This is a genomic window from Novosphingobium sp. BAM6 (genome assembly GCF_057784955.1).
Window position 1 is genome coordinate 410430 of the sequence record NZ_JBYNTR010000002.1, and the last position, 19267, is coordinate 429696.

Annotated in this window: 17 protein-coding genes, 1 tRNA gene and 1 riboswitch; of the genes, 17 read left to right on the plus strand and 1 reads right to left on the minus strand. The window is 67.5% G+C overall.

Going from position 1 to position 19267, the window contains the following annotated elements; genetic code table 11:
- Positions 1-346 precede the first annotated feature (346 nt).
- The 10 genes from AC3EC3_RS10565 (at position 347) to cobJ (ending at position 12765) form a co-directional block, all read left to right on the plus strand.
- Positions 347-2656, plus strand: coding sequence for a catecholate siderophore receptor Fiu (locus AC3EC3_RS10565; protein ID WP_488489572.1), 2310 nt, complete (start codon positions 347-349; stop codon positions 2654-2656).
- A 91-nt stretch (positions 2657-2747) separates the two neighbouring features.
- Positions 2748-3425, plus strand: a complete 678-nt coding sequence (locus AC3EC3_RS10570; protein ID WP_488489573.1) for a Fe2+-dependent dioxygenase — start codon at positions 2748-2750, stop codon at positions 3423-3425.
- Positions 3426-3568: 143 nt separating this feature from the next.
- Positions 3569-3642, plus strand: a tRNA-Gly gene (locus AC3EC3_RS10575).
- Between the two features lie 207 nt (positions 3643-3849).
- Complete coding sequence (locus tag AC3EC3_RS10580; protein ID WP_488489574.1) at positions 3850-4710, plus strand: SDR family NAD(P)-dependent oxidoreductase; 861 nt, start codon at positions 3850-3852, stop codon at positions 4708-4710.
- A riboswitch (cobalamin riboswitch) is annotated at positions 4671-4903 on the plus strand. Its footprint overlaps the gene before it by 40 nt.
- Positions 4904-5096: 193 nt before the next feature.
- Positions 5097-6179 carry a cobalamin biosynthesis protein CobW gene (gene cobW / locus AC3EC3_RS10585; protein ID WP_488489575.1) on the plus strand — a complete coding sequence of 361 codons (1083 nt, stop codon included), beginning with the start codon at positions 5097-5099 and terminating at the stop codon, positions 6177-6179.
- 29 nt (positions 6180-6208) lie between these two features.
- A complete protein-coding gene (gene cobN / locus AC3EC3_RS10590) occupies positions 6209-9508 on the plus strand; it encodes a cobaltochelatase subunit CobN (RefSeq protein ID WP_488489576.1) in 3300 nt (1099 codons plus the stop codon).
- Positions 9505-10638, plus strand: coding sequence for a cobalamin biosynthesis protein CobG (locus AC3EC3_RS10595; RefSeq protein ID WP_488489577.1), 1134 nt, complete (start codon positions 9505-9507; stop codon positions 10636-10638). Before cobN ends, AC3EC3_RS10595 begins: the two co-directional genes overlap by 4 nt.
- The gene (locus tag AC3EC3_RS10600) at positions 10638-11267 is read left to right on the plus strand and encodes a precorrin-8X methylmutase (RefSeq protein ID WP_488489578.1); all 630 of its coding nucleotides are present in this window, start codon (positions 10638-10640) and stop codon (positions 11265-11267) included. Before AC3EC3_RS10595 ends, AC3EC3_RS10600 begins: the two co-directional genes overlap by 1 nt.
- On the plus strand, positions 11264-12001 hold the full coding sequence (gene cobI, locus AC3EC3_RS10605; protein WP_488489579.1) for a precorrin-2 C(20)-methyltransferase: 738 nt from the start codon (positions 11264-11266) through the stop codon (positions 11999-12001). Before AC3EC3_RS10600 ends, cobI begins: the two co-directional genes overlap by 4 nt.
- Positions 11998-12765: a precorrin-3B C(17)-methyltransferase gene (cobJ, locus tag AC3EC3_RS10610; protein WP_488489580.1), complete on the plus strand. Its 768-nt coding sequence runs from the start codon at positions 11998-12000 to the stop codon at positions 12763-12765. The genes cobI and cobJ overlap by 4 nt, the downstream gene beginning before the upstream one ends.
- On the opposite strand, the gene AC3EC3_RS10615 is transcribed toward cobJ, so the two are convergent.
- Positions 12729-13490 (minus strand): cobalt-precorrin-6A reductase, encoded by a 762-nt coding sequence (locus AC3EC3_RS10615; RefSeq protein WP_488489581.1) that lies wholly within the window; start codon positions 13488-13490, stop codon positions 12729-12731. The two genes, cobJ and AC3EC3_RS10615, sit on opposite strands and share 37 nt — an antisense overlap.
- Here AC3EC3_RS10615 and cbiE point away from each other — a divergent pair.
- Genes cbiE through bluB form a run of 7 tightly spaced genes read left to right on the plus strand, consistent with a single transcriptional unit; the run spans position 13489 to position 19253 of the window.
- Positions 13489-14697, plus strand: coding sequence for a precorrin-6y C5,15-methyltransferase (decarboxylating) subunit CbiE (cbiE, locus tag AC3EC3_RS10620; RefSeq protein WP_488489582.1), 1209 nt, complete (start codon positions 13489-13491; stop codon positions 14695-14697). The genes AC3EC3_RS10615 and cbiE overlap by 2 nt on opposite strands.
- The gene (locus tag AC3EC3_RS10625) at positions 14694-15083 is read left to right on the plus strand and encodes a cobalamin biosynthesis protein (protein ID WP_488489842.1); all 390 of its coding nucleotides are present in this window, start codon (positions 14694-14696) and stop codon (positions 15081-15083) included. Before cbiE ends, AC3EC3_RS10625 begins: the two co-directional genes overlap by 4 nt.
- On the plus strand, positions 15080-15865 hold the full coding sequence (gene cobM / locus AC3EC3_RS10630) for a precorrin-4 C(11)-methyltransferase (protein ID WP_488489583.1): 786 nt from the start codon (positions 15080-15082) through the stop codon (positions 15863-15865). Before AC3EC3_RS10625 ends, cobM begins: the two co-directional genes overlap by 4 nt.
- Positions 15862-17202, plus strand: coding sequence for a cobyrinic acid a,c-diamide synthase CobB (locus AC3EC3_RS10635; RefSeq protein ID WP_488489584.1), 1341 nt, complete (start codon positions 15862-15864; stop codon positions 17200-17202). Before cobM ends, AC3EC3_RS10635 begins: the two co-directional genes overlap by 4 nt.
- Before the next feature lie 5 nt (positions 17203-17207).
- A complete protein-coding gene (cobF, locus tag AC3EC3_RS10640; protein ID WP_488489585.1) occupies positions 17208-17993 on the plus strand; it encodes a precorrin-6A synthase (deacetylating) in 786 nt (261 codons plus the stop codon).
- On the plus strand, positions 17980-18609 hold the full coding sequence (gene cobO, locus AC3EC3_RS10645; protein ID WP_488489586.1) for a cob(I)yrinic acid a,c-diamide adenosyltransferase: 630 nt from the start codon (positions 17980-17982) through the stop codon (positions 18607-18609). The genes cobF and cobO overlap by 14 nt, the downstream gene beginning before the upstream one ends.
- 8 nt (positions 18610-18617) lie before the next feature.
- Positions 18618-19253: a 5,6-dimethylbenzimidazole synthase gene (gene bluB / locus AC3EC3_RS10650; RefSeq protein ID WP_488489587.1), complete on the plus strand. Its 636-nt coding sequence runs from the start codon at positions 18618-18620 to the stop codon at positions 19251-19253.
- The last annotated feature ends 14 nt before the right edge of the window (positions 19254-19267 follow it).

Here is a 19267-nt window from a genome sequence, read left to right on the forward strand (position 1 = left end):
AACACCGGAGGACCCGGACCCTCACACCGGGCCTTCTACCTCAAGCCGGATGGACCTCCCACGGGTTCATCCGGCTTTCTTTATGCCTTGCCGAGACGCTTCGGCGGATCGCGGAGCGAGCCCGGGCCCTGCGACAATCATGCTAATGATTCGCATTCTGTAACGTAAAAAACACACTTATGGTGTTCGGTATTTTTAGATACCAATCGGTATGTAAAAATATCAATTGAAATCAGAATATTACAGTCAATTTCTACATTCTTTCGCGTATGCGAAATCTTCCTTGCAGTTATTGCGACGTAGTTTCATTAGCGACACATATTTCGTAATGTAACAGGGGGAATGAATGTCGCTTGCCCGTCTACGTGAATCTCTGGCCTCGGGTGCGCCCGCCTATCTCGCGCTCTCGTGCTTCGGCATGGCCGCAACGCCTGCGCTGGCCCAGCAGGCCGATGAACCGAGCGAGACCAACGCCACGCGCCTTCAGGGCGTGACCGTCTCGGACTCGGCCGTTGATGACAGCATCAAGGTCGATCGCGTTGCCTCTCCCAAGTTCACCCAGCCGCTGCAGGACACCCCGCAGACGATCCAGGTGATCAACAAGACGCTGTTCAACCAGCAGGGCGCGACCACGCTGGCCGAAGCGCTGCGCAACACGCCCGGTGTGGGCACCTTCTACGCGGGTGAGAACGGCACGACCTCCAGCGGCGATGCCATCCGCATGCGTGGCTTCGATACCTCGAACAGCATCTACGTCGATGGCGTTCGCGATATCGGTTCGGTCTCGCGCGATATCTTCAACACCGAACAGGTCGAAGTGACCAAGGGCCCGGCAGGTACCGACAACGGTCGCAGCGCGCCCACCGGCGCCATCAACATGGTGACGAAGCGCGCCAATCTCGATCAGTCGATCTCGGGCATCGCCTCGGTCGGCGTCGACAACCAGAAGCGCGCTAACGTCGATGTCAACATGCCGCTCACCGCGCTGCCCAACACGGCGCTGCGCGTGAACGCAGTGTGGCAGGACAGCGACGTTCCGGGTCGCGATCACGTTAACAACAGCCACACCGGGCTTGCCGCCTCGCTCGGCACCGGCCTTGGCACCGCGACCCGCGTGTACCTGAACGTCCTGCATGTCGATCAGAACAACGTGCCCGACGGTTTCGTGCCGACCATCGGCCTGCCGGGCTACATCTCGCCCGGCGGCGTTCTCGATGCGATCGCCGATCGCCCCGTAAATTCCTCGAACTTCTACGGTACGCGTCAGGATCACGACGACGTGAAGGCCAACATGGCTACGTTGATCGCCGAGCATGACTTCTCGGACAACGTGAAGCTCACCAACACCGCGCGCTGGGGCAAGACCTCGCAGGATTACCTGCTGACCTCGTTCATGAGCTCGACCACCAACGTCACCTACAACGCGGCGACTGACACCTACTATCTCGCGCGCAGCAATCCGACGATCAAGGATATCAGCAATCGCATCCTGACTGATCAGTTGAACCTGCGCGCCGATTTCGCGACCGGCGCGGTCCAGCACAACCTCAGCGCAGGGCTCGAAGTCACCAGCGAAAAGCAGATCAGCTACGCCTATTCGACGTCGGGTGCCGAGCCGCTGGCGAACCTGTACGACCCTGATTGGGACGATACCGGCAGCACTTATGTCTATTCGCGCAACGGCGGCGTTGCGCGCGGCCAGACCGACACGTACTCGGCCTACCTGTTCGACACCGCGAAGTTCTTCGACGAGAAGCTGTTGATCACCGGCGGCGTCCGCGTCGATCACTACAAGACCGATTACTTCAGCAGCGCGGCCTGCGGCGGCACCGGCCGTACCGTCATCGTGTGTCCTACCGGACAGCCTGCGGGAACGATCGTGACCTCTGCCGATCTTTCTAAGAAGGGCACGCTGTTCAACTGGAAGCTGGGCGCTGTGGTCAAGCCGATCGAGCCGGTCAGTGTCTATGTGAACTATGCGATCTCGCAGCAGCCTCCGGGCGGCGATGCTTTCACGCTCAGCGCGTCGAGCACGGCAGCCAACGGCATCGATGGCATCAAGCCCCAGAAGGCCAAGACCATCGAGGGCGGCGTGAAGTGGAGCGCGCTGGATGGCCGACTGGCCGTCAACGGTGCGGTGTTCCAGACCAAGGTCGACAACGAGATCGATTCCACCGACCTCGACGATATTCAGAGCGGTTCCAAGCGCGTGCGCGGGTTTGAACTTTCTGCCATCGGCAACGTAACCGATGCCTGGTCGATCATGCTGGGCTACAGCCATCAGAAGACCAAGGTAACGAGTGGCCCGGTCGTCAATGCCGACGGGTCGAGCAGTCTCAGCTATACGCCGGACGATTCGTTCACCTCGTGGACGACTTATCGTCTGCCGTTCGGCCTCGAACTGGGTGGCGGCGTTCGCTATATGAGCGGCATGAAGCGCGGCACCGACTGCGCGACCTGTTCGCCCAGCTCGACCAAGGGCTACACCGTGGTCGATGCGATCGTGTCCTATGCGCTGACCGACAACATCAAGCTGCGCGTCAACGCCTACAACCTGTTCGACAAGGACTACGTCGCGGCGATCAACAAGAGCGGCTATCGCTATACGCCGGGAACGCCGCAGACGTTCCTGTTCAGCGCCGACTTCAACTTCTGATCGCCAACCGCCATCGGATCGGCAAAATACGAAAGCGGCAGGCGAGCGATCGGCTGCCGCTTTCGCGCTTCCATCGAAGGCCATACCCGTCATGCTGCTGCACATTCCCAATGTCCTGACCGTCGATGAAGTGGCCGAGTTCCGGCGTCGGCTCGATGCTGCCGACTGGGCGGACGGGCGCGAGACGGTGGGCGCGCAAGGCGCGCAGGTGAAGCGCAACCAGCAGTTGCCCGATGCCTCGCCGCTCAAGGAGGAACTGGGCAAGGCGATGCTGGCGGCGCTGCGTCGCAGCCCGCTGTTCTTTGCCGGTACGCTGCCGCGCAAGATCCTGCCGCCGCGCTTCAATCGCTATACCGGCGGCGGTGAATACGGCTTCCATATCGACGGCGCGGTGATGAACCTGGGCGATGGCGAGCACTTACGCTCGGACGTCTCCTGCACCGTGTTCCTCAACGATCCCGACGAGTACGAGGGCGGGCGTCTGGTCATCAGCGATACCTACGGCGAACACCGCGTGGCCCACCGCGCAGGCGATGCGGTGATCTATCCTTCGTCCAGCCTGCATCGCGTGGAGCCGGTGACGAAAGGCGCGCGCCTCGCCTCGTTCTTCTGGATACAGAGTCTCGTGCGCGACGATGCCCAGCGCCGGATGCTGTTCGAGCAGGACACCTCGATCCAGAAGCTGACGATGGACGGCGCCGATGCCGACGCGATCCTGCAACTCACCTGTGTCTACCACAACCTGCTGCGACTTTGGTCCGATACCTGAGACAAGGACTGCGAAATTGCGTCTCGACAAGGCGAAGGGCGAATTTCGCCTCGACGAGGCAGGGGCAATCGGCTAATCGCCATCTCCTTCCGACGGCTGGCCTGCATCAGCGCGCAGTCGGACTGGCCGAAACAGGCCCGGATGCGGGTGTAGCTCAATGGTAGAGCAGCAGCTTCCCAAGCTGAATACGAGGGTTCGATTCCCTTCACCCGCTCCAATTTCTTGATATTTCAATGTTTTACCTGACAGGCCGTGCCTGTTGGCCGCTTTTGGCGTGGTTATCGCCCGCCCGTGTCTTGCAAGCAGGAATAGGCAAGAAATCGCCTGCTTCCGACATTCATCTTCGCGCTTCCGCGGCGCAAGGATTGCAGAGCTCCCGAGAGATCGGGTCTTCCTGCCCTGCAAGATGAAAGAGGTTCATTCCATGTCCGAACGCAAGATCGCGATCGTTACCGGCGGTAGCCGGGGGATCGGTCGCAATACGGTGCAATGCCTCGCCGCGCGCGGCGTCGCAACGATCCTGACCTACAATGCCAACCGGGAAGCGGCCGAAGAGGTCGTGGCGCTGGCCGAGGTCGCAGGGGCGCCCGCACTGGCGCTGCCGCTCGATGTGGGTGATGCCGCTTCGTTTGCGGATTTCGCGGGCAAGGTCGGTGAGGCTTTGGCCGCATGGGGTGCCGAGCGGTTCGACTATCTGGCGAACATTGCGGGCACATCGTCCGCCGCGAAGCTGGAAACTATCACCGAGGCCGAGATGGACGCGCTCTACCGGGTCCACCTGAAAGGCCCGATGTTCCTGACGCAGGCGCTGCTGCCGCTGCTGAATGACGGCGGGCGGATCGTGAACATTTCCTCGGGGCTGGCCCGCGTGCCGTTTGTCGGACGGATCGGTTATGGCCCGATCAAGGCCGCGGTCGAGGCGCTGACGCGCAACATGGCGGTGGAGCTGGGCGATCGCGGCATCGTCGTCAACACCGTGGCGCCGGGCGCCATCGCCACCGACTTCAGCGGCGGCGTCGTGCGCGACAATCCCGAGGTCAACAAGATGGTCGCCGCGCACACCATGCTGGGCCGCGCGGGGACGCCGGAAGACGTGGGGCCGGTGCCGCAAAATTCGCGTTCCGCGAATTTTCAAGCGAACTCTGAGAAATCGTTTCAAGAGATTGCACATCGGGCGGGCCGAAGCGGATTGGCATTCGCGTCGGCCTCGTCTATCCGGGCGTTCGGAGAGCGGGTTCGCCTGTGCTCCGAACAGATCGCGCCGGTGCCCCGACAAGGGGCTTAATCGGGAATGCGGTGCGGAAGTTCGCTTCCAAATCCGCGGCTGTCCCTGCAACTGTAAGCGGATAGCGCGATGCACAGGCTCTCCTTGAGGGGGCAGCCACTGGACCCGCGCGGAACATCTCCGCGCATCCGGGAAGGCGTGCATCAAGCTGTGACCCGCGAGCCAGGAGACCTGCCGGCGCTCCGGTCGCTCTTGCCCAGGTCCAGGGGATGGCCTTGGCACGGTGAAGTTTTCCGTCTGAGCGACGAAACGGTGCGGCTGGGGCTGCACGGTTGCGTGGTCACGGGTGCCTGTCGCGCCCGCCCGTCGTCGCGCGCCGGTCGGAAGCAGGGCTTCCGGCAAGTCCCGCTGCGTGTCTCGCTCAAGGCGCGCGGGAAACTGTTGCCATGTCCGCTTTCGGATCGCCGTCTGCTGCCCCGACCAATCTGGCCCCCACCAATCTCGCCAAAGTGCCCGTCACCATCGTCACCGGGTTCCTCGGCGCGGGCAAGACCACGCTCATCAGCCACCTGATCCGCAATGCAGGCGGGCGCCGTCTGGCCGTGGTGGTCAACGAGTTCGGCACGATGGGTGTCGACGGCGACATCATCCAGTCCTGCGCGATCCCCGATTGCCCGGCGGAGAACATCGTCGAGCTGGCCAATGGCTGCATCTGCTGTACCGTGGCGGACGATTTCATTCCCACCATCGAGACGCTGCTGGCGCTGGAGCCGCGCCCCGATCATATCCTGATCGAGACATCGGGCCTCGCGCTGCCCAAGCCACTGCTCAAGGCGTTCGACTGGCCCGCGATCCGCAGCCGCATCACGGTGGACGGCGTGCTGGCGCTGGCCGATGCCGAGGCGGTCGCTGCCGGGCGGTTCGCTCCCGATCCCGAAGCGCTCGATGCTCAGCGCGCCGCCGATCCGGGGATCGACCACGAGACGCCGCTATCCGAAGTGTTCGAGGACCAGCTCGCCTGCGCCGATATCGTGCTGCTGACGAAGGTCGATCTGGCGGGGCCAGAGGGTGTGGCGGCCGCGCGCGCGGTGATCGCAGCGGAAATGCCGCGAGAGGTGCCGGTGATCGAGCTGGCCGAAGGCGCCATCGACCCGCGCGTGATCCTGGGCCTCGAAGCGGCTGCCGAGGATGATCTGGCCGCGCGCCCCTCGCACCACGATGGCGAGGATGAGCACGAGCATGACGATTTCGACAGCGTGGTGATCACGGGCGGCGAGATCGCCGATCCCGAAGACCTCATCCGCCGCATCGAGGCACTGGCGCGCGATCGCAATATCCTGCGCGTGAAGGGCCATGTCGCGGTGGCGGGCAAGCCGATGCGGCTGCTGGTGCAGGCGGTCGGCGCGCGGGTGCGCCAGCAGTACGACCGTCGCTGGGAGGCGAACGAGCCGCGCGTCACCCGGCTGGTCGCGATTGCCGAGCGTGCCGATATCGATGCCGGAGCGATCCGCGCCGCGCTGATCGGCTGAGCGGGGTTCCGGCAAGGCGAGCAGGGCCGATGCACGTCATCTTCCGCGAAACGCACGGGATGGAGGAAACCGCCATCCCGCAGGATCTGGGGCAGGCGCCTGCGGATCTCGTGGTGCTGTCGTTTTCCGACAGCGACCTCGGCGCCTTCGCGGGCGGCTGGCACGCGGCGCGCGCGGCCGACCCGGAGTTCCCGACGCTGCGGCTGGCGAACCTTGCAGCACTGCTGCATCCCTTGTCGGTCGATACTTATGTCGAGCGCACGCTGGAGGGCGCGAAGGCGATCCTCGTCCGGCTGATCGGCGGGGCGCCGTACTGGCGTTATGGCCTGCAACAGCTGGAACTGCTCGCGCGCCGTCGCGGGATCGCGCTGGCGGTGCTGCCGGGGGACGGACAACAGGATGCGCGACTGGAAAGCGCTTCCACCCTGCCGCCCGAGGTGCTGGCGGACCTGTCCCGCCGTTGCGAGGCAGGCGGCGCGGATGCGGCGCGCGGGGCGCTGACGCTGCTGGCGCGCGTGGGGGCCGGGTATCGCGGCGAGGTGTCGGAGTGTGTACCGCTGCCGCTGGCCGGTGGCTGGCATCCGCAGGCCGGGCCGTGCGACCCCGATGATGTCGTGCCTGACGATGTGGACCCTGACGGGCGCCCGCTCGCGCTGATCCTGCTCTACCGCGCCTATCTGGCCGCGCACGATGTCGATCCTTTCGCGGCGCTGCATGCGGCGTTCGAGGCGCGCGGGTTCCGTGCGCTCTCGCTTTACGTGCCGTCGCTGAAGGAGCCCACGGCGCGGGCGCAGGTCGAGCGCTGGATCGCGCGCCTGAAGCCCGCCGCCATCGTCAACGCCACCGCCTTTTCCGCGCGCGACGAGGCCGGGCATTCGCCGCTCGACGCCGCAGGCGTGCCGGTGTTCCAGATCGCGCTGGCGACCGCCCCGCGCGAGGGCTGGGCAGGCAGCACGCGCGGGCTTTCTGCCGCCGACCTTGCCATGCATGTCGTCCTGCCCGAGATCGACGGGCGGCTGTTCGCAGGCGTCGCCAGCTTCAAGCAGGCGGGCGAGCATGACGCCGACCTCGGCCTCGCGCGCAGCATCCACCGTGCCGACCCGGAGCGGATCGCCGCCATCGTCGCGCGTGTTGCCGCCACCGTCGATCTCGCGCGCACGCCGCCATCCGCGCGCAAGCTGGCGCTGGTGCTCTCGACCTATCCCGGCAAGGCGCAGCAGATGGCACATGCCGTCGGCCTCGATGCGCTGGCCTCCGCCGAGGCGGTGCTGCACGATCTGGCCGAGGCCGGATACGATACGGACCCGGCTGACGATCTCGCCACGGCACTCCGGACAGAAACCCTGACCTGGCCGCTCGCCGCCTACCGCACCGCGCTGGAAACGCTCGATCCCGCGCTGAGGGAAGACCTCCTCGCCGTCTGGGGCCAGCCAGAGGCAGACCCGGCGGTGCAGGGCGAGCATTTCCACTTCGCCGCCATTGCCTGCGGCAGCGTCACCCTCGCGCTCCAGCCTGAGCGGGGCGATGTGGCCGCGCGCGACGATGACTATCACGACACCACCCGCTGTCCGCGCCACGGCTATGTGGCGTTCTACCTGTGGCTGCGCGCGCAGGGGCTTCATGCGCTGGTCCACATGGGCGCGCACGGCACACTGGAATGGCTGCCGGGCAAGGCGGTGGCGCTGTCGGGCGCGTGCTGGCCCGAAGCGCTGATCGGGTCGCTGCCGGTGGTCTATCCCTTCATCGTCAACGATCCGGGCGAGGCCGCGCAGGCCAAGCGCCGGATCGCCGCCGTCACCATCGGCCATGCGCCGCCGCCGATGGTCGAGAGCGGCACTGGCGCGGGCCTTGCCCGGATCGAGGCATTGCTCGACGAGTTCTCCAATGCCGGTGGCCTCGACCCCGCGCGGCGCGACCGCCTCCAGCTTGCCATTCGCGACGAGGCGGCGGCGCTCGGGCTGGCCGAGGATCTCGGCCTCGACAGTGCGATGTCGCTGGTCGAGGCGATCACCCGGATCGACCGCTTCGTGTGCGATGTGAAGGACAGCCAGTTCGGCGATGGCCTGCACATCTTCGGGCGGGGCGAGCAGGGGAATGCCGAGCGCGCTGGGCTACTGGCCGCGCTGGACGGCGCGCGCGTGGCGCCGGGGCCTTCGGGTTCGCCCTATCGCGGGCGCAGCGACGTGCTGCCGACCGGGCGCAACCTCTACACCATCGATCCGCGCGCCGTGCCTTCGCGTACCGCCTATGAGCAGGGCGTGGCGCTGGCCGAGGAACTGCTGCGCCGCCATCTGCAGGACCATGGCGACTATCCGCGCGGGCTGGTGATCGACCTGTGGGGCTCGGCGACGATGCGCACGGCGGGCGAGGAGTTCGCGATGGCGCTGCACCTGCTGGGCGCAAGGCCGGTGTGGGACAATGCATCGGGCCGTGTGACCGGCGTCGAAATCCTGCCGCTGGCGATGCTCGACCGCCCGCGTATCGACGCCACCTTGCGCGTCTCAGGCCTGTTTCGCGATGCTTTCCCCACGCTGCCGGTGCTGTTCGGGCAGGCCGTGCGCGCGCTGTGCGAGCGGGACGAGCCCGAGGACTGGAACCCCTTCACGCCCGAAAGCGCCGGTCCGCGCGTCTACGGACCGCAGCCGGGGCGCTATGGTCTGGGTATCGGTGGGGCGGTGGAAGACTATCGCGAAGCGGCGCGCGTCGCGGCGGGTGAGGCGTGGCTGGCGGCCTCCGACCATGCGCTCGACACGCCCGAGGGGCAGTCGGACCCCGAAGGTCTGCGCCGCCGGGTCGCTGGGGCAGATGCCTTCGTCCATTTGCAGGATCTGGCCGAAACCGATCTGCTGCTGGCGGCGGACTATGCCGCGCACGAGGCGGGCTTTGCCGCCGCGCAGGATGTGGCCGGGGGAAGCGCGGCGCTCTATCATCTCGACAGCCGCGATCCTGCGCGACCGGTTGCGCGCACGCTGACCGAAGAGATCGCCCGCGTGGTGCGTGCTCGTGCTGCGCATCCCGGCTGGATCGCCGGAATGATGCGCCACGGCTTTCGCGGTGCGGCGGAACTCTCCGCGACGCTCGACCACCTCGGCGCTTTCGCGCATCTGGGGCAGGGCCATGCGACAGGCGCAGTGCCCTCGCATCTGTTCGATCTCTATTACGACGCGACGCTGGGCGATGCGGCGGTGCGGGACTTTCTGGAGCAGGCGAACCCGCAGGCGCTGGCGGCGATGGAGGCGCGCTTTGCCGCGCTTCATGCGGCGGGGCTGTGGACGACGCGGCGCAATTCGATCCTGGCCGACATGGCGGAACGGGAGGGGCAGCCATGAGCGCTTCGCAAGGCGGTTTCGCCATCCGGGGCTGGTGCCCCTACGCATGGCGACCGATGGCGGCAGGCGATGGTCTGCTGATGCGCGTCAAGCCCCGCCTCGGGTGCCTCTCGCGCGAGCAGGGACTGGCGCTCGCAGGACTTGCGCGCCGCTTCGGCAGTGGCCTGATCGACGTGACCCGCCGCGCCAACCTGCAACTGCGCGGAGTGCAGGAAGCGGGCTGGCCCGAGCTGCTGGAAAAGCTGGTCGCGCTCGATCTGGTCGATCATGATCCGGTGCGCGAGGCACGCCGCAATGTGCTGGTCGCGCCGGACTGGCAGGTGGGCGATGACACCCATCGTATCGCCTTGGCCTTGTTCGAACGGTTACCGGAATTTCCCGAGTTGCCCGGCAAGATGGGCTTCGTGATCGATGCCGGTGCTGCGCCTGTGCTGCGAGACGAGCCGGGCGATTTCCGCATCGAGCGAGGGCTGGATGGTGCTCTGATCCTGCGCGCCGATGGCCGTCAGGCGGGGACGCCGCTGGCACCGGGAACGGAAGTCGAGGCGCTGCTGTCGCTGGCGCAGTGGTTCGTGGCGAGCGACGGCGCGGCTTCGGGCCGGATGGCCCGGCACCGCGCGGTGTTGCCGCAGGGGGCAGGGGAGACGGTCGCGCCAGCAGCCAGCGTAGCGCTTCCCGATCCCGGCGTGCATTCGCTGGGAACGCTTGTCGTCCTCCCCTTCGGACAGGCCGATGCGACGCGTTTTGAAGCCTTGTTGGGCGATCCATCTGCGGCTGGTTTGCGTTTCCTGTCGGGGCGCCGGGTGCTTGTCGAGGGTGTCTTCGACGATGCGTTGGCCGATCCTGCCGAAGCCGCGCTGCTCCATGTCGATGCCTGTCCCGGCGCGCCGCAGTGTCCGCAGGCGAGCGTTGTCACGCGCAATCTGGCCCGCGCGCTGGCGCCGCTGGTGCTGGGGCGCCTGCATGTCTCGGGCTGTGCCAAGGGCTGTGCCCGCTCGGCCCCTGCCGACCTCGTGCTGACCGGGCGCGAGGGCCTTTTCGATCTTGCCTTCCACGCCCGTGCCGGGGCGCCGCCGGAGCAATCCGGCCTGTCGTCCGCCGACCTGCTTGCCCGATTTGGAGTCGCCTGATGCCGCATCTCTATGAAACCGATGGCGCGGCGATCTACCGCCAGTCCTTCGCCACGATCCGAGCCGAAGCGGACCTGTCGCGCTTTTCGGCAGAGGAAGAACCGGTCGCCGTGCGCATGATCCACGCGGCGGGCATGGTCGATCTGGCGCCGCATATCCGCTTCTCTCCGGGCTTTGCCGAGGCCGCGCGGGCTGCGCTGGCGGTGGGCGCGCCGGTCCTGTGCGATGCGCGCATGGTCTCCGAAGGGATCACCCGCGCACGCCTGCCTGCGGACAACGCGGTGCTCTGTACGCTCCACGATCCGAAAGTGCCCGCGCTGGCGCAGACGATGGGCAATACCCGCTCCGCCGCCGCGCTCGAACTGTGGCGCCCGCATCTGGCAGGGGCGGTCGTGGCGATCGGTAATGCCCCGACGGCCCTGTTCCACTTGCTCAACATGCTCGAAGACCCGGCCTGCCCGCGCCCGGCCGCGATCATCGGCTGCCCCGTCGGCTTCGTGGGCGCGGTCGAATCGAAGGCGGCTTTGTGGGAGGCGATGCCGGTGCCGTGCTGCGTGGTCGAGGGGCGGCTGGGCGGTAGCGCGATCACGGTCGCGGCGCTCAACGCACTGGCGAGCCGGGCGGAATGAGCGGGGCGGTGGCATCGGGCAAACTCTATGGCGTCGGCCTCGGGCCCGGCGCGGCGGACCTGATGAGCGTGCGCGCCGACCGGGTGGTGCGCGGCGCGCGCCACATCGCCTATTTCCGCAAGGCGGGGCGCTCCGGGCACGCGCGCCGCATCGTCGAGGGGATGTTGCGCAAGGATGTGATTGAGATCGCGCTGGAATATCCCGTCACCACCGAGATCGCGCTGTCCGACCCTGCGTACAACGCGGCTCTGTCCCGGTTCTATGCCGGTTGTACCCAGTCTCTGCGCGATGTGCTCGGCCAGGGCGAGGATGTGGTCGTGCTGTGCGAGGGCGATCCGTTTTTCTACGGCTCTTTCATGCACTTGCACTCGCGCCTGAAGGACTTCGCGCCGGTCGAGGTGGTGCCCGGCATCACTGGGATGGCGGGCGCCTGGCATGCCAGCGGCGTGCCGATCACCTGGGGCGACGATGTGCTGACGGTGGCCATGGCAACGCTTCCCGAGGCGGAACTGACGCGCCGGATCGCCGATACCGATGCGCTGGTGGTGATGAAGATCGGGCGTAATCTCGGCAAGTTGCGCCGCGCGGTTGCGGCTGCCGGTCGCGAGCACGAGGCGTGGCTGATCGAACATGCGGCGATGCCCTCAGAGCGCGTCACCCCGCTGGCGCAGGCCGAGGCGGTTGCGCCGTACTTCTCGATCCTGTTGATCCACGGGCAGGGGAGAAGGCCATGATTTCAGCAGGATGGCTGTCCATCGTCGGGCTCGGGCCGGGCGATGTGGCACTGGTGACGCCGGAAGTCTCCGCCGCACTGGCCGAGGCGAGCGATGTCATCGGCTATTTCCCTTACGTGGCCCGTATCGCGCCTCGCAAGGGACTGACCTTGCACGGTTCCGACAACCGGGTGGAACTCGATCGCGCGCGATTGGCGCTGGAACTGGCCGCCAAGGGCGCACGCGTTGTCGTCGTCTCTTCCGGCGATCCGGGGGTCTTCGCGATGGCTTCGGCGGTGTTCGAGGCGCTGGAGGCAGCACCGAAGGAATGGCGCGATCTCGACATTCGCGTGCTGCCGGGCATCACCGCAATGCTGGCCGCCAGCGCGCGCGCCGGGGCGCCGCTGGGGCACGATTTCTGTGCGATCAACCTTTCGGACAATCTCAAGCCCTGGGCCTTGATCGAGAAACGCCTGCGCCTTGCGGTGGAGGCGGACTTCGCGATGGCGTTCTACAACCCGCGCTCCAAGGCGCGCCCGGAAGGTTTCGCGCGTGTTCTGAACACCTTGCGCGACGTCTGCGAGCCGGAGCGGCTGATCCTGTTCGCCCGTGCTGTCAGCACGCCCGAGGAAGAGCTGCACGTCGTCCCGCTCGCCGAGGCAACGCCCGAAATGGCCGACATGCGCACGATGGTGATCGTCGGATCGAGCCGGACCCGGCTGATCGCGCGCAAGGGAAACCCGCTGCTCTACACCCCGCGCTCGGTGCCGGAGGGCACGGTGTGACCCAGCCAGTCGAGCACCGCGTCGATGTCGTGCGTCTCCTGCCGTTCGGGCACGGCCGGGCGGTCGATCATCACCACGCGCAGACCAAGCGCGCGCGCCGCGGCCAGCTTCGCGGCGGCGCCGGTGCCGCCCGCGTTCTTGCAGACCACGATCGCGATGCCGTGCGCGGCCATCAGTGCGCGGTCGCCCTCGACAGTGAACGGCCCGCGATCGACGACAAGGCTGTGGCGGGGCAGCACGGGAGGCGCATCGGGGGCATCGACGAAGCGCAGCAGATAGTGGTGCTGCGGCTGCGTGGCAAACGCCTCAACATGGATACGCCCGAGCGCCAGCATCACCGACCGCGCCGGGCCTTCGAGCGCGGCGACAGCCTCGGGAATATCGGCAACCCTCGTCCAGCGGTCGCCTGCGACCGGCTCCCACGCGGGACGGGTGAGCGCGATCAGTGGAATGCCCGCCTCATGGGCGGCGGCTACGGCATGGCAGCTCATGGTCGCTGCGAAAGGGTGGGTGGCGTCCACCAGATGCGTCACATCATGCTCGCGCAGGTACGTGGCGAGGCCCTCGACGCCGCCGAAGCCGCCGATCCGCACCGGCACCGGCTGTGTTCGCGGGGCCTGCGTACGGCCCGCATAGCTCAGCGTCGCGGCGATGCCTTCAGCCGCCAGCCGCTGTGCCAGCGCGCTCGCCTCGGTGGTGCCACCCAGCAGCAGGACATTCGGCATGGCTGACACGGCACCTTCCGCATGGTTGACGATCCTCGGCGTGGGCGAGGACGGGTTCGATGGCCTTTCGACGGCCGCTCGCCGCGCGCTGGCCGAAGCCGAGCTGGTTGCCGGATCGGCGCGCCATCTGGCCCTGTTGCCCGGCCTTACGGGCGAGATGCTCGAATGGCCAGTGCCGTTCGCCGATGGCGTTGTCCGACTTTTGGCCCATCGCGGTCGGCGCGTGGTCATGCTGGCGTCGGGCGATCCGTTCTGGTTCGGCGCGGGGGCAAGCCTTGCGCGCCATCTCGATCCTGAAGAGTGGGTCTCGCATCCGGCGCCGTCGACTTTCTCGCTGGCGGCTTCTCGGCTGGGCTGGGCGTTGCAGGACACTGCCTGCCTTGGCCTGCACGCCGCGCCGTTGGAGCGCCTGCGTCCGCATCTGGCACCGGGCCGCCGGGTTCTGGCGCTGCTGCGCGACGGCGATGCGGTGGCGGATCTGGCGAAGTATCTCGATGCGCTCGGTTTCGGGGCTTCGACGCTGCATGTTCTGGAAGCATTGGGCGGCCCGCGTGAGCGTCTGCGCTCGGTCCGGGCGGGCGATTACGCGCTGGAGGATGTGGCGCATCCGGTTGCCGTGGGCATCGATCCGGCAGGAGAAGGTGCCGTGCTGCCGGTCTGCTCTGGCCTGCCCGATGACCTGTTCGAGCACGACGGCCAGCTGACCAAGCGCCCGGTGCGCGCGCTGGCCCTCTCCGCGCTGGCACCGAAGCCGGGCGAGATGCTGTGGGACATCGGTGCGGGCTCGGGCTCGATTTCGATCGAATGGCTGCTGGCGCATCCCGCCAACCGGGCGCTGGCGATCGATGGCGACGCGGCGCGCGCCGTGCGGGTGAAAGCGAACGCCGCGCGGCTCGGTGTCGATCGGATCGAGGTCCTGACGGCACGTGTGCCGCAAGGCCTGCCGCAGGTGCCGCTGCCGGACGCGGTGTTCATCGGCGGTGGCATGTCCGAGGCGCTGCTTGAGGCGCTCTGGGCGCGGCTGCGGGGCGGGACGCGGCTGGTCGCGCATGCGGTGACGCTGGAATCCGAGGCGCTGCTGGCGCGCTGGCATGGCCTGAAAGGGGGCAGCCTGCTGCGGATCGAACTGGCCGATGCCGTGCCTTTGGGGCAGCGCAACGGCTGGCGCGCGCGCTATCCGGTGGTGCAGTGGAACGTGACGCTATGATCGTCGCGGGCTTCGGATTTCGCACAGGCGCCACCGTCGCGTCGCTGCAGGCCGCGCTGGCACGGGCTGTCGAGGGCGCGCCTCCGGTGACGCATCTGGCGACGCTGGAAGACAAGGCCGATGCGCTCGGACCGCTGGCCGAATGGCTCGGCCTGCCGCTGATCGCGGTATCGCGGGAGGCGTGCGCCACGGTTTCCACCCCGACCTATTCCATGGCCAGCATGGCCGCGCGCGGGATCGGCAGCGTGGCGGAGGCGAGCGCGCTGGCTGCGGCTGGCAATGGCGCAAAACTGGTGAGGCTCCGCGCTCTTTCTCCCGATGGCATGGCGACCTGCGCCATCGCCACAACCATTGGCGCCTTTTCGCAAGGATCTTTTGCAGCATGACCGTCCACTTCATCGGCGCCGGACCCGGCGCGCCCGACCTGCTGACCTTGCGGGGACGCGATCTGATCGCGGCGAGCCCGGTATGCCTCTATGCCGGATCGCTGATACCCGAAGCGGTGCTGGGGCACTGTCCTGCGGGCGCCCGGATCGTCAATACCGCGCCGCTGGACCTCGATGCGATCATGGCGGAGATCGCGGTGGCGCACGCGGCTGGAGCGGATGTGGCGCGGCTGCATTCGGGCGATCTTTCGGTCTGGTCGGCAATGGGCGAGCAGGTGCGACGGCTGCGCGCGATGGGCATTCCCTTCACGGTGACGCCCGGCGTCCCGGCTTTCGCGGCGGCGGCGGCGACGCTGGAGATGGAACTGACGCTGCCGCAACTCGGCCAGTCGCTGGTGCTGACCCGCACGCCGGGGCGCGCTAGCACGATGCCTGAGCGCGAGAGCCTCACCAACTTCGCCGCGACGGGCGCGACGCTGGCGATCCACCTCTCCATCCATAACCTTGCCCGCGTGGTGGCCGATCTGGTTCCGGCTTATGGCACCGAATGCCCCGTCGCGGTGGTCTGGCGCGCGAGCTGGCCCGACGAGCGGGTGGTGCAGGCGACGCTGGGCACGATCGAGGCGGCGGTAGCGGGCAGCATGGAACGCACCGCGATCATTCTCATCGGCCCGGTACTGGGCGCGGAAGAGGCCGCCGAAAGCAGCCTCTATGCGCGCGGCTACGATCGCCGGTTCCGCCCGCAGAGCGCAGCCTCTCCGTTTGCCGAGCGCTCCGAATGAGCATGCTGTCCTCGCCACCCGGCCTGCTGATCGCGGCGCCTGCTTCGGGCACGGGCAAGACCACGGTCATGCTCGGCCTGCTGCGCGCGCTGACTGAACAGGGGCTGGCAGTGCAGCCGTTCAAGAGCGGCCCGGACTATATCGACCCGGCGTTTCACGGCGCGGCCTGCGGGCGGCCTTCGTTCAATCTTGATAGCTGGGCGATGGAGGCCGGGCTGCTCGATACGCTGGCGGGACGGGCGGGCGGCAGCGATCTGGTGCTTGCCGAAGGCTCGATGGGGCTGTTCGATGGCGTTGCGAAGCCGGGCGCGCTCGGCAACGGCGCCAGCGCGGATATCGCCAAACGCATGGGCTGGCCGGTGCTGCTGGTGCTCGACGTATCGGGGCAGGCGCAGTCCGCCGCCGCGACCGCGCTGGGCTTTGCCAGGCTCGATCCCGATCTGCCGTTTGCAGGCGTGATCCTAAACCGCGTCGCCAGTCCGCGCCACGAGCGACTGATCCGCAAGGGCTTCGAGGCGCTGGGCATCCCGGTGTTCGGGGCGCTGCCGAGGCGCGGTGACCTGACGCTGCCGGAGCGGCATCTCGGGCTGGTCCAGGCCATCGAGCATCCCGCACTCGATCAGGCGATTGCCGATTATGCCGCGTTCCTGCGTGCGCATGTCGACCTCGATGCGATCCGTGCGGCGGCGCGCTCTTTGCCCCTGTCGCTGCCTCTCGATGCGGAAGGCTTTGCCGGAAGCCTGCCGCCTCCCCCTGCGCAGCGCATCGCCATGGCGCGCGACGCGGCGTTCTCGTTCACCTATCCGCACCTGCTGGAGCACTGGCGGCAAGCCGGGGCCGAGATCGTGCCGTTCTCGCCACTGGCCGACGAGGCGCCGGATGCGGACGCCGACATGGTCTGGCTTCCGGGCGGCTATCCCGAGCTTCACGCCGGGACCATCGCGGCGGCTGCAAACTTCCTCGACGGCTTGCGCCGTCACGCCGAGACTCAGCCCGTCCATGGCGAGTGCGGTGGCTACATGGTGCTGGGCGAGGCGCTGGTCGACAAGGCGGGAGAGACGCACCGGATGGCCGGGCTGCTCGGCCTCGTCACCAGCCATGCGCAGCGCAAGATGCACCTTGGCTATCGCCATGCGCGGCTGCTGATGCCGCTTTCGGGGCTGGCAAGCGGCACGGCGCTGCGCGGGCACGAGTTTCACTATACGACGATCCTCGAACAGCGCGACGCACCGCTGGCGCATGTCACCGACGCGGAAGGGGCAGAGGTTGCCGAGACCGGATCGCATCGCGGGCGCGTGACGGGCACGTTCTTCCACATGATCGCGGCGGCGGGATGACCGGCATGTCAGGCTCTTCCCCCCGGCTCGACCTGCACCTGATCGGCATCGGCACCGGCAATCCCGATCACCTGACGGCGCAGGCTGCCAAGGCGATGAACGCTGCCGACCTGATCCTGCTGCCGCGCAAGGGCGAGGCGAAGGCTGACCTTGTCGATCTGCGCCGCACGATCTGCGCGGGCGTGCTCACCCAGCCGGTGCGGATCGCCGAATTCGATATGCCCGCGCGCGCAAGTGAAGGCGATTACCGGCGGGCCGTGGAAGACTGGCACGATGCCATCGCGCAAATCTGGCAGGGCGAGATCGACCGGCATTTGCCCCGAGGCGGCAAGGTCGCGCTGCTCGTCTGGGGCGATCCCTCGCTCTACGACAGCACCTTGCGGATCGCCGAGCGGCTGACACGGGCGGGGCGCGAGATCGCCGTGCGCGTGGTGCCGGGGATCACCAGCATCCACGCGCTCACCGCCGCGCATGCGATTCCGCTCAACCCGCTGGCCGGATCGGTGACGATCACCACCGGGCGCCTGTTGCGCGACCATGGCTGGCCGCAGGGTACGGATACCGTGGCGGTCATGCTCGACGGCGGCTGTGCTTTCGAGGTGCTGGACCCGGCGGGAATCACGATCTGGTGGGGCGCCTACCTCGGCATGGCGCACGAGGCGCTGGAGGCCGGGCCGCTGGCCGATGCCGCTCCCCGGATTGCTGCGCGCCGCGCCGACCTGCGGGCGCGTCACGGCTGGATCATGGACGTCTATCTCATGCGAAAGGAACAGGCCGATGCCGCTCGATGAAACGCCCGCAGTGACTGCGGATACCGAGGCGCGCCATGCTGAGAAGATGCGCAAGAAGCAGGCCGCGCGCGGCAGGATCATGGAGGGCAAGACCCGCGAGAAGGGCCTGCTGATCGTCCACACCGGTAACGGCAAGGGCAAGACCAGCGCCGCGCTCGGCATGGTGGTGCGTGCCATCGGGCACGACATGAAAGTGGGCGTCGTCCAGTTCGTGAAAGGCGCGATGACGACCGGCGAGAAAGCCGTCTTCGATGCTTTCCCGAACAACGTCTCGTTCCAGCCGATGGGCGAAGGCTTCACCTGGGACACGCAGGACCGCGCGCGAGACATCGCCAAGGCCCGCACCGCCTGGGACGAGGTGAAGCGGCTGATCGCCGATCCCGACTGCCACATGGTGGTGGCGGACGAGCTGAACATCGTCCTGCGCTATGGCTACCTGCCGGTCGAGGAAGTGGTCGAGGTCTTCGCCGCGCGTTCGGAGATGAAGCACGTCATCGTCACCGGCCGCAATGCGCCCGAGGCGCTGATCGAGGCCGCCGATCTCGTCACCGAGATGACCATGGTCAAGCACCCGTTTCGCTCCGGCGTGAAGGCGCAGGCGGGGATCGAGTTCTGAGCCTCGTCATGTCATCCTTCGACGCTGCGTTTGCGGGCGAGTTCGAGCGGCTGCTGCGCTGGCGCCGCGACGTGCGCCACTTTTCCACGCGCGCCGTGGATGAGAGCGACATGCAGGCGCTGCTGGGCAGCGTGGCGCTGGCGCCTTCGGTCGGCAATGCACAGCCCTGGCGGTTGGTGCGTCTGCGCTCGGCACAGGTGCGCGCGGCGCTGGTCGCGCATGTCGATGCCGAGAATATGCGTGCGGGTCAGCGTTATGCCGGAGAGGCGCGGCATGAGGATTACCTCGCGCTCAAGCTGCATGGCCTGCGTGAGGCGCCCGAACTGCTCGCGGTGTTCTGTGACGAGGCGCCCGAGGCGGGGCACGGCCTTGGCATCGCGACGATGCCCGAGGCGCTGCGCTATTCCTGCGTCACTGCCGTTCATACGATGTGGCTGACCGCGCGGGTGCGCGGCATCGGCATGGGCTGGGTCTCGATCCTGCGGCCCGAGGCGGTGTGCGAGATACTCGATGTGCCGCAGGACTGGTCGCTGATCGCGCTGCTCTGCGTGGGCTACCCGCTGGAAGACCATGACATTCCCGAACTCGAACGCCGGGGCTGGCAGGCGCGCGAAGCGCTGGCCGCGCGGGTGTTCGAGCGATGACAGATAACAGGAGA

What these genes read in the sequence shown, in the direction of transcription:
- AC3EC3_RS10565 (WP_488489572.1), top strand. Translation starts at nt 347, where the DNA reads ATGTCGCTTGCCCGTCTACGTGAATCTCTGGCCTCGGGTGCGCCCGCC.
- AC3EC3_RS10570 (WP_488489573.1), top strand. Translation starts at nt 2,748, where the DNA reads ATGCTGCTGCACATTCCCAATGTCCTGACCGTCGATGAAGTGGCCGAG.
- AC3EC3_RS10580 (WP_488489574.1), top strand. Translation starts at nt 3,850, where the DNA reads ATGTCCGAACGCAAGATCGCGATCGTTACCGGCGGTAGCCGGGGGATC.
- cobW (WP_488489575.1), top strand. Translation starts at nt 5,097, where the DNA reads ATGTCCGCTTTCGGATCGCCGTCTGCTGCCCCGACCAATCTGGCCCCC.
- cobN (WP_488489576.1), top strand. Translation starts at nt 6,209, where the DNA reads ATGCACGTCATCTTCCGCGAAACGCACGGGATGGAGGAAACCGCCATC.
- AC3EC3_RS10595 (WP_488489577.1), top strand. Translation starts at nt 9,505, where the DNA reads ATGAGCGCTTCGCAAGGCGGTTTCGCCATCCGGGGCTGGTGCCCCTAC.
- AC3EC3_RS10600 (WP_488489578.1), top strand. Translation starts at nt 10,638, where the DNA reads ATGCCGCATCTCTATGAAACCGATGGCGCGGCGATCTACCGCCAGTCC.
- cobI (WP_488489579.1), top strand. Translation starts at nt 11,264, where the DNA reads ATGAGCGGGGCGGTGGCATCGGGCAAACTCTATGGCGTCGGCCTCGGG.
- cobJ (WP_488489580.1), top strand. Translation starts at nt 11,998, where the DNA reads ATGATTTCAGCAGGATGGCTGTCCATCGTCGGGCTCGGGCCGGGCGAT.
- cbiE (WP_488489582.1), top strand. Translation starts at nt 13,489, where the DNA reads ATGGCTGACACGGCACCTTCCGCATGGTTGACGATCCTCGGCGTGGGC.
- AC3EC3_RS10615 (WP_488489581.1), bottom strand. Translation starts at nt 13,490, where the DNA reads ATGCCGAATGTCCTGCTGCTGGGTGGCACCACCGAGGCGAGCGCGCTG.
- AC3EC3_RS10625 (WP_488489842.1), top strand. Translation starts at nt 14,694, where the DNA reads ATGATCGTCGCGGGCTTCGGATTTCGCACAGGCGCCACCGTCGCGTCG.
- cobM (WP_488489583.1), top strand. Translation starts at nt 15,080, where the DNA reads ATGACCGTCCACTTCATCGGCGCCGGACCCGGCGCGCCCGACCTGCTG.
- AC3EC3_RS10635 (WP_488489584.1), top strand. Translation starts at nt 15,862, where the DNA reads ATGAGCATGCTGTCCTCGCCACCCGGCCTGCTGATCGCGGCGCCTGCT.
- cobF (WP_488489585.1), top strand. Translation starts at nt 17,208, where the DNA reads ATGTCAGGCTCTTCCCCCCGGCTCGACCTGCACCTGATCGGCATCGGC.
- cobO (WP_488489586.1), top strand. Translation starts at nt 17,980, where the DNA reads ATGCCGCTCGATGAAACGCCCGCAGTGACTGCGGATACCGAGGCGCGC.
- bluB (WP_488489587.1), top strand. Translation starts at nt 18,618, where the DNA reads ATGTCATCCTTCGACGCTGCGTTTGCGGGCGAGTTCGAGCGGCTGCTG.